The organism is Pseudomonas sp. AN-B15, assembly GCF_019056475.1.
GTDB lineage: Bacteria > Pseudomonadota > Gammaproteobacteria > Pseudomonadales > Pseudomonadaceae > Aquipseudomonas > Aquipseudomonas parakoreensis.
This window is the reverse complement of record NZ_CP049737.1, coordinates 5424163-5436909: the sequence shown is the minus strand read 5'-3', so window position 1 is coordinate 5436909 and position 12747 is coordinate 5424163. Positions and strand designations below refer to the sequence as shown.

Below are 12747 nucleotides of genomic sequence, written 5' to 3'. Positions count from 1 at the left end.
TCAGCTGCTCGAGCGTCCGGAACTGCTGCCCCAGCCACCCCAGCCGCTGCGAGCGGAAGACTGGCTGCCGAAGCCGCCACGGGAGGTCGACGAGGCGACGTTCACCGGTTTGCTTTTGCTGCTCTCGTAGTCCGGTTGACTGCGCGGCGCCGATTCGATTTTGCGGTACTGCGTCGAGGTGTTGTAGGTCTGACGCGTGTCGCGATCGCGGTAAACGGTGCGGTTGGCGTTGTTGCTCATCGCATTGCCGATCAGCCAGCCCGTGAGCCAACCGTTGCCGCCGCCACCAGAGGCGTGGGAAGTGCTTTGCGCGTTCTGCGCAGCCGCTGCTTCACCGGCAGGTATCTGCGCGTTGGCAAGCGCATTCAGGTCCTGCGGGGGCTCGCCGTTCTGCGGTACCTTGAAACCGCCGAGTTTGGGCACGAAGCGGCCGTCGGAGTTTTTCTGGCACCAGTCGGCGGCGAAGTCAGCGTCGCACGTGGCCTTGTCGGCGTAGGCCGGGGCAATGCGTCGGTGCTCGGTCAATGCCGCGACGTAGGCGTTGGAGCAGACATCGGCCGCCACTTCGGCGCCGACGCACTCCTCGACCGATTGAAAGCGTTGCTGATCCTGCGCGGCAACCTCGCCGGAAATCGCCAGCGCCACCGAAGCGGCGAGGGACAGTTGAACGTACTTGCTGCGTTTCATCGAAGGCTTCCTGCCGATCAGTTGGACGGGGTCATGCACGCGGCATTGAGCATGCCGACACTGATGGCCACTGCGGCCACGTAGATACCCGAAGCGATTTCACCGTTGGCGATCCGCCTGGAGGTGCCTTTGAGAACCAGGCCGGTGGCGAGGAACGCGAGCAATTGCACCACCGCCGCAATCACTGCCCACAGCACGAAATCGAGGACGTTGACCGAAAACGCGATGACATTGCTGGCCGGAATCGCAAAACCGATGATCGCGCCGGACAGGGCGATCGCGGCAGCGATGTTGCCGGAGCGGATCAGCTCAAATTCCTTGTGGGGCGTGATGCGCGTGTAGACGAACTGAAACAGCATGAACAGCAGCACAGCGCCGATCAGGTAGACGACGAAACCGACCAGCGCGGTCTTGTTCAGGGAAACGGCCAGCACTTCCAGCATGGAAAACTTCCTTTTTAAATGGTGCTCAGATCAGTCGTGTACAGCGAAATGCCCAGCGAGGTGCTCAGGCTGACGGTGCCTTCTTCGTCCTGTTCGACGGAGAACAGCAGCAATTCGCGGCGATCGGTCAGGCCGGTCTCGCGCGCATAAAGCATGGAGTGGTGTTCGATGGTGTAACTCTCGTCCGGATTGACCACGTGTTCGGTCAGCGGGACCAGTTCGGTCTGGCCTTGTTCGGTGCCCCATTCGCGGCTGTACTGGACGCCGTCGTGGGTGTAGGTCGGCAGGCCGATCGGGCTTGCAGGACCGGCCAGGCGCTGGAGCTCGGCGTCACTGTTGACGGTCACGTAGTTGAGGTAGTTGAACAGGGTGACCGACTCGATCTGGTCGTCACCGGTGACGTGGATCTGCAGCCAGAAATCCTCGTTGTTGAGGTAGTAGCGATGCAGTTTGTTGGATTGGCCAAGGTCGATCCAGCCAGCGCTCCAGATTGCCTCTGCCGCCGGAACCTGCACTGAGGTGCTGCCATCAAGCAGCAAGGCCAGGGTCGAATCGAATCGCACGCCTTTGCCCTGTGCCATTCCGAGTGGGCCGCCGGCTACCGGAGCGGGCGCAGCCGGCTGCCAGTTGCTGGTGCCCAGCAAATCTTTTAACCATCCCATGGGTACATTCCTTGAGGCGGGTGGAGGTATTCGTCGGTAAAAAAAACGTCGCTAGTGTACCGGGCCGGGCGACGAACGAGCAGGCACAATGCAAATATTCCGGGTGCAAAAAACCTGTAGGAGCTGCCGCAGGCTGCGATCTTTTGATCTGGATTGAAGATCAAAAGATCGCAGCCTGCGGCAGCTCCTACAGGAGAGCGATTTTACTGCGCGGACTTCTGTTTCAGCCGCTCAAGAATCGCATTGGCGCTGCCTTCGTTCGGCGTGATGCCGGCGTCGCGCAGTTTGCGCTCCAGGTCGTTGCCGGTCGAAGCGTCGGCCAGTTCGTCGGCGGCGCTCAGCTCGGCAGCGCGTTGCTGCTGCTTGGCCTGCAGACGGTTCAGCGTGCCGACGGCGGTTTCCAGTTTGCCGTTGGCGCCGCCGCTGGCGATGGACGCGCTGACCTGCGCCTTCTGCACGCTTTCACGGGCCTTGGCCATGTCCACTTGCTGGCGCAGGCTCTTGATCCGCGACTCGGCCTTGGTAATGTCCTTGCGCATGTTTTCGGCGTAGGTGCCGAACTCGTCGCTCTGGGCTTTCTCGGCGGTCAGATCGTTGGTCAGGGTCGAAATCGCTTCGGCCACTTCCATGGCCAGGTCTTCGCGGCCGGCGTTCAGCGCGGCAACCGCCTTGGCTTCCAGGTCCTTGATCTTGGCGTCGTACTCGCTCACGCGGTCGGCGGCCAGCTTGTGCTTGGCCATGATGGTGACCAGCTCGCGGCGCGCGTTCGACAGCGCGGTGTCAGCGTCGCGGATCTCCTGATCGAGGATGCGCAGGGCCTGCTGGTCGACGATCGCTTCGCCGACTTCATTGGCGCCGCCGCGCAGAGCGGTGAACAACTTGCTCCAGATGGACTGAGTCATTGGATATTCCCTGTTGATTACTTGAAGAAGTGTTCGAAGGCTTCGCTCGCGCGCTGCACGTTGTCGACCAGGGTTTTCACCTCGGTGACGACGTTGGTCAGGCTCGAGTCGGCGCTGAGAGCGCCAAACATGTTGTAAACGGTCTGACCATTGGGCATCGACTCGATGCCGATCGATGACAGCGGGAACATTTCCCGGCTGCGCAGCACGGCGTCGTTGAAGGCGCGCACGTCAGTGATCGAATCGATGTCCACCAGCACGGTGTCGACGATGATCTGCTGACCGGCCACGGCGATGTGAATCGGCAGACCGCCGAATTCGTTCATTTCCAGCTTGATGCTGGGTTCGGAGCTCTGGATCAGAGACAGCGTGATCTCGTGCGAAGCCACCTCGTCCAGTGCCTTGAGGGCGTTGAAGAGGCTATCGATGTTCCAGTTGTTGCCTGCGCTCATGTAATTCTCCGACATGAATGAGCCAGCCAGAATCGGTTGGCGTAGCTGTTGCTCCATCTGCTTGAGCAAGCTTCGGTTTTCCGGAAGCACCCAAGTTTCGTGTTTCACATAACCGGCGGCAGCCAGGCCCGCGCGCATCTGCTTCATGTAGAAGCTCGACGGTTTTTTCGCGGACGATTTCGAGCGCTCTCCCTTTGGGCTCTCTGACGCAACAGTGGGGGAGCGGCTTTTCATGGCAATGACTCCGTTATGAACATCTCACGCGTGAGCCACACTACAACCAATTCAGAGTGCCATCAATGGCTCACGCGTGAGATTTTCATGACAGACGAAAAAACGCCCGCAACGTGGCGGGCGCAAGTTTTTACCGGGTGTGTCGTGATGGATCAGCGCCCCAGAAACTCCTCCGCCGAGACCACGCTGGCGTAAGCGAAACCCAGTGCCGACATGAATGCCGCGTGGACCTGAGCGGCAGGCACCGTGACCCCGTTGAATTCCAGGTCACGGCAGGCGCAGGCGTCGTGGATTACCGTGACGCCGTAGCCCAGGTCCGCTGCCGCACGGGCGATGCCGTCGATGCACATGTGGCTCATGCTGCCGACAATCACCAGATCCCTGATGCCTTGTTCATCGAGAATCGATTGCAACTCGGTCTCCCGGAACGAATTGACGAAGTGCTTGAGCACCACCGGTTCGTCCGGACGATTGAGTACTTTGGGATGCAGTTTTGCGCCGTCCGAGCCCGGGGTAAAAAACGGCGCGTCGGCCGAAGTGAATTCGTGGCGAATGTGCACCACCGGATCGCCCGCTTCGCGGAACGCGGCGAGCAGCCGTGCGGCGTTGTCGGCGGCGGCTTCAGCCCCCACCAGCGGCCACTTGCCTTGGGGGAAGTAGTCGTTCTGGATATCGACTACGATGAGCGCTTGTCTGGTCATGGTGTGTCCTCGATGCATGGGCTGGAAGTGGATTCAGTATTGGCGCTGGCCGACGTTTCGAGGATTGGCCGGACCGACAATAAGCAGGGGAAAACTGACATGGGCGCAGAAAGGGCCGCCACGGTGGAACTGGGCGTACTGATGTACCCGGGCGTGCAACTGGCGGCGGTGCATGGGCTGAACGATCTGTTTGCGGTCGCCAACCGGATCGCTGCCGAGCGTCAGGCGGCGCAGTTACCGGTGCTGCGCGTCAGTCACTGGAAAGCCGACGCCGAGCAGACGCCGCAGCGGGTGTACGACAGTCATCCCGGCGCTGACAGTCATTTGCTGGCAGTGCTGATTCCACCGTCCCTCGGCAGCTTTTCTGCGGCCAGCGTTTCAGCGCAATGGTTGCAATGGCTACGTGATCAGCATGCCCGTGGTGCAACCCTCGGCGGTGTCTGTGTGGGGTCGATGCTGCTGGCCGAAAGCGGTCTGCTCGACGGGCGTAGCGCCACCACGCACTGGACCTCGGCCAAGGCGTTTGCCGAGCGTTATCCGAACATCCGGCTCAAGGCGGATACGCCGATTGTCGATGACGGCGACTTGATCACCACCGCCGGGCTGATGGCCTGGTCGGAACTGGGCTTGCGCCTGGTCGACCGGCTGCTCGGGCCGAGCATCGCCAGCGGCACCGCGCGCTTTCTGGTGATGGAGCACAGCGACAGCGCCAGTGCCTGCGGGAGCAATTTTGCACCGATCCTCAGTCATGGCGACGCGGCGATTCTCAAGGTTCAGCATTGGCTGCAGAGCACCGGCGCCACTGATGTTTCGCTGACCTCGATGGCAGAGCGGGCAGGCCTGGAGGAGCGCACATTTTTGCGGCGCTTCCGTGCGGCGACCGGGTTGAAACCGACCGAGTATTGCCAGCATCTGCGGGTCGGCAAGGCACGAGAGTTGCTGGAATACAGCAACGGCACTATCGATCACATTGCATGGACTGTGGGCTATCAGGACCCCGGCGCGTTTCGCGCGATCTTCAAGAAAATCACCGGACTGACGCCAAGTGATTATCGGGCGCGGTTTGGTGTCTCGGGATAGTCCAGACACGCCATGACCTGTGGAAGCAAGCCCCCACCCGCATTGAAATCTGGGGCTGCTGAAATCGTGCAAATTACCGGATCCTGACGCCCGGTCGTGCAGATTGAAACGGGCGTGATGCCATCACGTTTTCGGCAAGCATTTGATCTGCCGAAGTTTTCCACAGCCCCCCGATTGGCCTGATCTCTGCACCGTTCATCACTCCATTCACCCATCGCTGCAAGGGGGACGCATGACCCCGACGCCAGGCAGAAAAATCGTCGTCGCGCACTCGGTGCGCGCTGGCGCGCCACACCATGAAGTGCAGACCAACAAGGCGCTGGCCCGTTGGCTGGCGCAGATTCTCGGGCTCAGATTTGCTGGCAGCTACGACCCGGAAAAACACCGCGGTCGTGATCTGTACTGGGTGCCGACGCAAACCATTGTCGGCGCCGGACAGGCACAGGCCTTGGGCATCAAAAGCGCGGATGATTTATGGGGCGGATTCGTCGAACACGATTTCATCTGCACCAAAGCCATCAGTCACGGCCTGCGCAGCCATCTGGCCTACGCGCCGCAAGGCTGGGCGCCGCAGTTCTGCGAGCGTGTGCGCGACGTGGTGCTCGATGGCTTGACCGTGTTTGCCCTGGAGGACGCGCGGCCCGCCGCCGAACACCTGCTGTACAGCGGCCCCATTCGCCTCAAGCCGATTCACGCCTGTGCCGGTCGCGGTCAGGAAGTTATCAACAGCCTCGACGCGTTCGACGAGGTCCTCGCTCGAGTGGATGCAGCAGCGTTGTTCCGCGATGGCGTGGTGCTGGAGCAGGACTTGAGCAAGGTCGTCACCCACAGCGTCGGTCAGTCATTCATCGGCGGCAAGGTGCTGAGCTACTGCGGTGATCAATACTTGACCAAGGATGCCCATGGCGAAGACGTATATGGTGGTTCGAATCTGTTGGTAGTGCAGGGCGGCTACGAAGATCTGCTGGCGTTGGACTTGCCGGATGACGTGCGACTGGCCATCAAGCAGGCCCAGATTTTCGACCGGGCGGCGGATGAGGCTTATCCAGATTTCTACGCCTCGCGGCGCAACTACGACATCGCTCAAGGCCTGGACAGCAATGGCAAACCGCGCAGCGGTGTGCTCGAACAATCCTGGCGCATGGGCGGTGCCAGCAGCGCTGAACTGGCCGCGCTGCAGAGCTTTGTCAACGCTCCGCAGATGCGGGCGATCCGTGTGTCGACCGTAGAAACCTACGGTGATCAAAGCCTGCCGGCGGACGCCATCGAAATCTATCGCGGCCCGGCCGAGAACAGCGACTTTCTCCTCAAATACGTAACGGTCAAATCCTATGACGGCTAGAAGCGAAAGCATTCAGATCGACATTGATGACGAACAGATGAGCGGGACGTTTCTCAGTCCCAAATCGAAAGTCCCCGGCGTGTTGTTTGTGCACGGCTGGGGTGGCAGCCAGGAGCGTGATCTGGAGCGCGCCAAGGGCATCGCCGGGCTGGGTTGTGTGTGCCTGACCTTCGACCTGCGCGGACACACCGGTGGCACCGGCATTCCGCTGACCCGGGTGACGCGCGAAGACAACCTGCGTGACTTGCTCGCGGCCTACGATCGCCTGTTGGCGCATCCGGCGCTCGACACCTCGGCGATTGCGGTAGTCGGCACCAGTTATGGCGGCTATCTCGCGTCGATTCTCACCTCGCTGCGCCCGGTGCGCTGGCTGGCGCTGCGAGTGCCGGCGCTGTATCGCGACGAGCAATGGCATACACCCAAGCGGGATCTGGACAAGGCTGATCTGCGTGACTATCGGGCGACGCTGGTGCGTGCCGACAGTAACCGCGCCTTGCACGCCTGTTCGCAGTTCACCGGGGATGTGTTGTTGGTGGAATCGGAAACCGACGACTACGTGCCGCACGCCACGATCATGAGTTACCGCGCCGCGTGTCAGCAGACGCATTCGCTGACGCACCGGATCATCGACGGTGCTGACCATGCGCTGAGCGACCCGGTTTCGCAGCAGGCCTACACCTCGATTCTGGTGGACTGGATTACCGAGATGGTGGTGGGTGAGCGGTTGAGCATTATTCAGTCCACATAGTGTGTTTTGTCTTTTCGGATGCCTTCGCGAGCAAGCCATTACCAAAAACTCAGGAGGGCGTCTTCTCGATCCGCAACGCCTTCGCCTTGGCCTCGACCAGCAGGTACATCACCACGGTGATCAACAACGGCAAAAGAAAATAAATCGCCCGATACGCCAGCAATCCCGCCACCAGACTGCCCCGCGAAACTTCGTGCTGCAGCAGCGCGACGAACACCGCTTCCAACACTCCAAGCCCCGCCGGAATGTGCGTGATGACCCCGGCAATCGCACTGATCAACAGCACGCCAAGCACCAATGGATAATCCAGCTTGCCCGGCAGCAAGGTGAAAATCACCGCCGCCATCAACGACCAGTTCAGCGCCCCCAGCAGCAGTTGCAGGACGGCCATGCGCAGGGACGGCAGGTTGATTTCCACCCCGCGAATCGACCACTCGCGGCGCTTGGAGAACTGGCACGCGGCGAGGTAACCGGCACTCAGCAGCAGCAACAGCACGCCAATACCCTGCAACGCATCGCTGCTGATTTTCCAGCCCGGCGGCATGCTCACCAGGCCACTGCTGAACACCACGCCGGCAATCGTCATGTAGCCGAACCAGTTGGTGGCCAGGCTCAAACCGAGAATCTTGGCGATGTTGCTTTTGCTCACCCCCAGGCGCGAATACAGCCGATAGCGCATGGCGATCCCGCCGACCCAGGCGCTGAGGTTGAGGTTGAACGCATAGCTGATGATCCCCACCGGGAGGATCTGTTTCCAGGTCAGGTCCTGGCGGATGTAGGTGCGCCCGATCAGGTCGAAGCTGGCGTAGGTGAGAAAACTCAACAGGGTCACGCCGGCGGCAATGAGCAGTGTGCGCACCTTGAAGTCGGCCAGGGTCTGCAGCACTTCCGCCCATTCGATGCGGGTGGCAAACATCGTCAGCAACACGATCAACGCGAGGAAGAACAGCAGCGTCAGTGGGCGTTTCCAGCGACTCCATCGAGAATGCACGGCGGGCGCTGCTTGCGCTGGGGATTGGCTCATGACATGTGCCCCCGAAACGGCTTGAGCCGTGGTTTGTGCGCCGGCAGCCAACCGGCCATCGCCGGGAAATGCCGCAGGAAGTGGAACACCAGAAACCCCACGGTCATGTGCCAGATCCGTCCGCGTGGCACCTTGCTCGGGTCCATCGCCTTGCAGTGGTTGTGGCTCAGGTCTTCGAGACGCTGGAACAAGTGCTGATTGAACGTGCGATCGCGGATCAGCACGTTGGCTTCAAGATTCAATGACAGGCTCAACGGGTCGAGATTGCTCGAACCGACCGTGCTCCATTCCTCATCCACCAAGGCGACTTTGCCGTGCAGCGGGCGCTGGCAATATTCGTGGATCTGCACCCCGGCCTTGAGCAGGTAGTCGTAGGTCATGCGCGCCGCCAGTTTGGCCACCAGCATGTCCGGTTGACCTTGCAGGATCAGGCGCACCTCGACGCCACGGCGCGCCGCGTTGCGGATCTCGCGCAGCAGGCGGTAGCCGGGGAAGAAATAGGCGTTGGCGATCACCACCCGGCGTTTGGCCCGGCGCAATGCGTGCAAATACACATCTTCGATGTCGGTGTGGTGCTGATCGTTGTCACGAAACACCAGGCGCACCTGACCGTCGTGATCGTTGAAAGCCATGTCTGCCCGACGCTGGCGCCGACGTTGCCACCAGAAGCGTGCGCGGCCCGGCCGACCGCTTTGCAGCAGGGCGAAATGATGGATGTCAGCGACCGCCGGCCCTTGAACCTGCACCGCGTAATCCTGCTTCGCTTCGGGGCCGAAGTCGGCCAGGTGATCGCCGGAAAAGTTGATCCCGCCAATGAACGCGATCAGTCCGTCGACCACCACGATCTTGCGGTGCAGACGGCGGAACCAGTTGGTGCGAAAACCCAGGTGCTTGGGCGCCGGATCAAACATCTGCAGGTGCACGCCGGCGTCGCTCAATGCCGCGAGATAACCGGTGGTCAACTCACCACAGCCGAAACCGTCGAGGCTGACGGTGGTGCGCACGCCGCGCCGGGCGGCGTCGATCAGGATCTGCTGCAACTCTGCGCCGACCTTGTCTTCGAAAACGATGAAGGTCTCCAGCAGGATTTCACTCTTCGCCGCACGCATGGCGTCGAACACCCGAGGGAAATATTCCTCGCCGTTTTCCAGCAACTCGACACGGTTGTTGCCCTGCCAGTTGTACTCGACATCGACAGGTCCGGGCTCGCGTACCGGCGGGTTGATGCTGATCGGTTCCACGGCGGATTTCTCCAGCGGTGCGCTGCTCATAGTTCGATCTCCACCGATAACGGGGCGTGGTCGGAAAGGTGTGACCAAGGCCGTGTTGTCAACACGTTTGGCTGGCTGGCCTTGAGGTTACGTACGTAGATGCGGTCCAGGCGCAGGATCGGCAGACGTGCCGGAAAACTGCGCGCCGGTTTGCCGTGATGTTCGGCGAACACTTCGCGCAGGCCGCAGGGCTCGAGCAGCGCATCGGCGCGCTGGCGCCAGTCATTGAAGTCACCGGCGACGATCACGGGAGCATCAGCCGGCAGTTGCGCGATGCGCTCGCGCAGCAGCTTCAGTTGCGCATTGCGATGGCTTTCGCGCAGGCCCAGATGCACGCAGATCGCATGCACCTCGACGCCATCGCCCGGCAGGCGCAGCACGCAATGCAACACGCCACGGTTCTCATGGCCGCTGATCGAAACGTCGAGGTTGTCGTGGCGGATGATCTGGAATTTCGACAGCAGCGCATTGCCGTGATCGCCCTCCGGGTACACCGCGTTGCGTCCATAGGCGAATTGCGGCCACAGGCTGTCGGCGAGGAACTCGTACTGCGGCATCGTCGGCCAGTTGCTGTAGCGCTTGGGATGATGTTCATGGGTGCCGTGGACTTCTTGCAGAAACACCACGTCGGCGGCCACGCTGCGCACGGCTTCGCGCAACTCCGGGAGGATGAAACGTCGATTGAGTGCGGTGAAACCCTTGTGAGTGTTGACCGTCAGCACGGTGAAACGGCGCACCGAGGCTTCGACACGGGTCTGCTCGTCGGTGAACCCGACCGGTTCTGGAATACTCATGTCAGCACCCCTTCGGCAGCGTGTTCGCCGGGGGCGGTGGCGAGTGTTTTATCCAGCTCAAAACAGTGGAGCAACCGGCGCGCGTCGTAGGGCGCGCGGACTTTGATGTCGTTGTCGAAATAGCAGAACACTTCGCGGGACTTGCGCGCCCGGGGCTTGAGGCGTGGCGCGATCAGGTGCGCATCGCCGGGCTGTTGACCGTGGTGCCAGGCGTCGATGCGTTTGGCCCAGTGCTGCAGCGCCGATTCGCTGTAGCCGCTGGCGTAGAGTTCTTCGGCACCATGCAGGCGCAGGTAGACGAAGTCGCTGGTAAGGTCTTCGCGATACGGCCATTTGCCGGCGGTGTCGGCGATCACCAGGGCGGTGTTGTAGCGTTTCAACAAGCGCACGAAGTCGGGATCGATGAAGCTGTCGTTGCGAATTTCGACGGCATGGCGCAGCGGTTTTTTGCGCCAGGCTTTCAGGCTGGCGTGGCCGTGCAGGTGCGCGTCGTGCTGGCGGGCGAGGGCGGCGGCCGCCTCGGTATCGTGGGGCAACAATGAGAGGAAGTGTTCGAAGCGCTCGGGGTCGAATTTGAAGTTCGGCGGAAACTGCCAGAGGATCGGCCCGAGCTTTTCCTTGAGCTCCAGCACCCCGGAGGCGAAGAAATTCGCCAGCGGTTTTTCGATCTCGCGCAAGCGGCGCACGTGAGTGATGAAGCGCGGCGCCTTGACGCTGAAGACGAAGTCGTCCGGCGTTTCGCTGTACCACTGCGCATAACGTTCGGGCCGTTGCAGGGCGTAGAACGATCCATTGATTTCGATGCTGTTGACCGCCCGTGATGCGAATTGCAGTTCGCGCTTCTGGGTCAGTCCCTTCGGGTAGAAATCCCCGCGCCACGGAGCGTAGCGCCAGCCGGAAATACCGATGTGAATCGTTGCCATGCCGCCCTCCCGTCGTCAGTCCTCATACAGCCTGTGTCTGTTGATGACTGTGGGCGGTTCTGGAAAGTTTCGACGGCGTTACGGACGGTAGTCTGTAGGAGCTGCCGAAGGCTGCGATCTTTTGATGTTGTTTTTCAAGATCAAAAGATCGCAGCCTTCGGCAGCTCCTACAGGGGATCTCATTGAGACAGCTATTTGATCAGTGACCGGTGACGACTCGTCTGGTGCTTTCGGCATAGGTCGGGCCGAGCCGATCCAGTCGCCCGCTCCACGCCGTCAGCGCGAGCGCCACCAACACCACCAGCCCGCCGATCCATGCTGTGTGAATCAGGCCAAGGTGTTCGACGATCAGCCCGCCGCCCCATGCGCCACCGGCAATCCCCAGGTTGAACGCCGCGATGTTCAGCCCCGATGCCACGTCCACCGCCTGCGGCGTGTGATGTTCAGCCTGACGCACCACGTACACTTGCAGCCCCGGCACATTGCCGAACGCCACCGCGCCCCACACCAGCACCGTGGCCAGCGCCAGCCATGGGTTGCCCGCGGTGAAGGTCAGTACGAACAGCACGGCGGCGAGCAGGGCGAAGATGATTTTCAGGGCGCTGATCGGCCCACGCTTGTCCGCCATTTTGCCGCCCCAGATATTGCCGGCCGCCACCGAGACGCCGTACACCAGCAGCACCAGGCTGACGGTACTGGCGCTGAAACCGGAGATGTCCTGCAGGATCGGTGCCAGGAAGGTGAAGGCGATGAACGAGCCGCCGTAACCGATCGCGGTCATGGCGTACACCAGCAACAGGCGCGGTTGTTTCAGCACTTGCAGTTGTTGCAACAGCGACGCCGGTTTGCTGTGGGCGATGTTGTTCGGCACATACAGCAGGCTGCCGATGAAGGCGATCACACCCAGCGCCGAGACCGCGAGGAAGGTTTCACGCCAGCCGAAATGCTGACCGATGAACGTGCCCAGTGGTACGCCGGTGACCAGCGCCACGGTGAGGCCGGTGAACATGATCGCAATCGCGCTGGCGGCTTTTTCCTTGGGCACCAGGCTGGTGGCGATGGTCGAGCCGATGGAAAAGAACACCCCGTGCGCCAGGCCCGTGACGATCCGCGCCAGCACCAGCGATTCATAACTGGGCGCCAGCCAGGCCAGCAGGTTGCCGAGGGTGAACAGCACCATCAGCGACAACAGCAACAGTTTGCGCGGGACTTTGCCGGTCAGGGCGGTCAGCACCGGCGCGCCAATGGCAACGCCCAGCGCATACAGGCTGACCAGCAGGCCGGCGGACGGCAGACTGACGCCGAGGTCGGCGCCGATGGTGGGTAACAGGCCAACGATGACGAACTCGGTCGTCCCGATGGCGAAGGCGCTGAGGGTCAGCGCGAGCAAGGCAATGGGCATGACAGCACTCCGGTAGAGGTTTGAATGGAGCGCAGTGTCGGGGTTTGGCTCCTGCGGAAAAATACGGGGCCAGGTATTTGAT

14 protein-coding genes are annotated in these 12747 nt (G+C 61.5%); 3 read left to right on the top strand and 11 right to left on the bottom strand.

All coding sequences use genetic code 11. From position 1 onward, the window contains the following. From GTQ41_RS24615 to GTQ41_RS24590, 6 genes are all read right to left on the bottom strand, one after another. Positions 1–687, bottom strand: a complete 687-nt coding sequence (locus GTQ41_RS24615) for a DUF1190 domain-containing protein (RefSeq protein WP_047296899.1) — start codon at positions 685–687, stop codon at positions 1–3. A gap of 17 nt (positions 688–704) precedes the next feature. After that, positions 705–1130 (bottom strand): DUF350 domain-containing protein, encoded by a 426-nt coding sequence (locus GTQ41_RS24610; RefSeq protein WP_025109509.1) that lies wholly within the window; start codon positions 1128–1130, stop codon positions 705–707. A 14-nt stretch (positions 1131–1144) separates the two neighbouring features. After that, the gene (locus GTQ41_RS24605; RefSeq protein WP_047296898.1) at positions 1145–1792 is read right to left on the bottom strand and encodes a DUF2491 family protein; all 648 of its coding nucleotides are present in this window, start codon (positions 1790–1792) and stop codon (positions 1145–1147) included. Between the two features lie 203 nt (positions 1793–1995). Further along, positions 1996–2694: a PspA/IM30 family protein gene (locus tag GTQ41_RS24600; RefSeq protein ID WP_041074459.1), complete on the bottom strand. Its 699-nt coding sequence runs from the start codon at positions 2692–2694 to the stop codon at positions 1996–1998. 17 nt (positions 2695–2711) lie between these two features. Then, a complete protein-coding gene (locus GTQ41_RS24595) occupies positions 2712–3293 on the bottom strand; it encodes a YjfI family protein (protein ID WP_230679397.1) in 582 nt (193 codons plus the stop codon). 239 nt (positions 3294–3532) lie between these two features. Next, positions 3533–4081: a cysteine hydrolase family protein gene (locus GTQ41_RS24590; RefSeq protein ID WP_047296893.1), complete on the bottom strand. Its 549-nt coding sequence runs from the start codon at positions 4079–4081 to the stop codon at positions 3533–3535. Positions 4082–4180: 99 nt separating this feature from the next. On the opposite strand from GTQ41_RS24590, the gene GTQ41_RS24585 reads away from it, so the two are divergent. The 3 genes from GTQ41_RS24585 to GTQ41_RS24575 all read left to right on the top strand — a co-directional run bounded on the left by GTQ41_RS24585 (position 4181) and on the right by GTQ41_RS24575 (position 7251). After that, positions 4181–5161 carry a GlxA family transcriptional regulator gene (locus GTQ41_RS24585; RefSeq protein WP_047296929.1) on the top strand — a complete coding sequence of 327 codons (981 nt, stop codon included), beginning with the start codon at positions 4181–4183 and terminating at the stop codon, positions 5159–5161. A gap of 232 nt (positions 5162–5393) precedes the next feature. Next, the gene (locus GTQ41_RS24580) at positions 5394–6503 is read left to right on the top strand and encodes a DUF3182 family protein (protein ID WP_047296891.1); all 1110 of its coding nucleotides are present in this window, start codon (positions 5394–5396) and stop codon (positions 6501–6503) included. Beyond that, positions 6493–7251 (top strand): S9 family peptidase, encoded by a 759-nt coding sequence (locus tag GTQ41_RS24575; RefSeq protein WP_047296890.1) that lies wholly within the window; start codon positions 6493–6495, stop codon positions 7249–7251. The genes GTQ41_RS24580 and GTQ41_RS24575 overlap by 11 nt, the downstream gene beginning before the upstream one ends. 49 nt (positions 7252–7300) lie before the next feature. Here GTQ41_RS24575 and GTQ41_RS24570 read toward each other — a convergent pair whose 3' ends face one another. From GTQ41_RS24570 to GTQ41_RS24550, 5 genes are all read right to left on the bottom strand, one after another. Further along, on the bottom strand, positions 7301–8275 hold the full coding sequence (locus GTQ41_RS24570; RefSeq protein ID WP_047296888.1) for a lysylphosphatidylglycerol synthase domain-containing protein: 975 nt from the start codon (positions 8273–8275) through the stop codon (positions 7301–7303). Further along, positions 8272–9546 carry a cardiolipin synthase ClsB gene (clsB, locus tag GTQ41_RS24565; RefSeq protein WP_047296886.1) on the bottom strand — a complete coding sequence of 425 codons (1275 nt, stop codon included), beginning with the start codon at positions 9544–9546 and terminating at the stop codon, positions 8272–8274. The genes GTQ41_RS24570 and clsB overlap by 4 nt, the downstream gene beginning before the upstream one ends. Continuing rightward, positions 9543–10340: an endonuclease/exonuclease/phosphatase family protein gene (locus tag GTQ41_RS24560; protein ID WP_047296884.1), complete on the bottom strand. Its 798-nt coding sequence runs from the start codon at positions 10338–10340 to the stop codon at positions 9543–9545. The genes clsB and GTQ41_RS24560 overlap by 4 nt, the downstream gene beginning before the upstream one ends. Next, complete coding sequence (locus GTQ41_RS24555) at positions 10337–11263, bottom strand: DUF72 domain-containing protein (protein WP_047296882.1); 927 nt, start codon at positions 11261–11263, stop codon at positions 10337–10339. The genes GTQ41_RS24560 and GTQ41_RS24555 overlap by 4 nt, the downstream gene beginning before the upstream one ends. A gap of 199 nt (positions 11264–11462) precedes the next feature. Beyond that, positions 11463–12665: an MFS transporter gene (locus GTQ41_RS24550; RefSeq protein WP_047296880.1), complete on the bottom strand. Its 1203-nt coding sequence runs from the start codon at positions 12663–12665 to the stop codon at positions 11463–11465. Between the last annotated feature and the right edge of the window lie 82 nt (positions 12666–12747).

Bases quoted from the DNA above. Each gene is read 5' to 3' on its own strand.
- GTQ41_RS24610 (WP_025109509.1), bottom strand. From the start codon at position 1,130: ATGCTGGAAGTGCTGGCCGTTTCCCTGAACAAGACCGCGCTGGTCGGT.
- GTQ41_RS24590 (WP_047296893.1), bottom strand. From the start codon at position 4,081: ATGACCAGACAAGCGCTCATCGTAGTCGATATCCAGAACGACTACTTC.
- GTQ41_RS24615 (WP_047296899.1), bottom strand. From the start codon at position 687: ATGAAACGCAGCAAGTACGTTCAACTGTCCCTCGCCGCTTCGGTGGCG.
- GTQ41_RS24575 (WP_047296890.1), top strand. From the start codon at position 6,493: ATGACGGCTAGAAGCGAAAGCATTCAGATCGACATTGATGACGAACAG.
- GTQ41_RS24560 (WP_047296884.1), bottom strand. From the start codon at position 10,340: ATGAGTATTCCAGAACCGGTCGGGTTCACCGACGAGCAGACCCGTGTC.
- GTQ41_RS24580 (WP_047296891.1), top strand. From the start codon at position 5,394: ATGACCCCGACGCCAGGCAGAAAAATCGTCGTCGCGCACTCGGTGCGC.
- GTQ41_RS24600 (WP_041074459.1), bottom strand. From the start codon at position 2,694: ATGACTCAGTCCATCTGGAGCAAGTTGTTCACCGCTCTGCGCGGCGGC.
- clsB (WP_047296886.1), bottom strand. From the start codon at position 9,546: ATGAGCAGCGCACCGCTGGAGAAATCCGCCGTGGAACCGATCAGCATC.
- GTQ41_RS24570 (WP_047296888.1), bottom strand. From the start codon at position 8,275: ATGAGCCAATCCCCAGCGCAAGCAGCGCCCGCCGTGCATTCTCGATGG.
- GTQ41_RS24605 (WP_047296898.1), bottom strand. From the start codon at position 1,792: ATGGGATGGTTAAAAGATTTGCTGGGCACCAGCAACTGGCAGCCGGCT.
- GTQ41_RS24595 (WP_230679397.1), bottom strand. From the start codon at position 3,293: ATGAAGCAGATGCGCGCGGGCCTGGCTGCCGCCGGTTATGTGAAACAC.
- GTQ41_RS24555 (WP_047296882.1), bottom strand. From the start codon at position 11,263: ATGGCAACGATTCACATCGGTATTTCCGGCTGGCGCTACGCTCCGTGG.
- GTQ41_RS24585 (WP_047296929.1), top strand. From the start codon at position 4,181: ATGGGCGCAGAAAGGGCCGCCACGGTGGAACTGGGCGTACTGATGTAC.
- GTQ41_RS24550 (WP_047296880.1), bottom strand. From the start codon at position 12,665: ATGCCCATTGCCTTGCTCGCGCTGACCCTCAGCGCCTTCGCCATCGGG.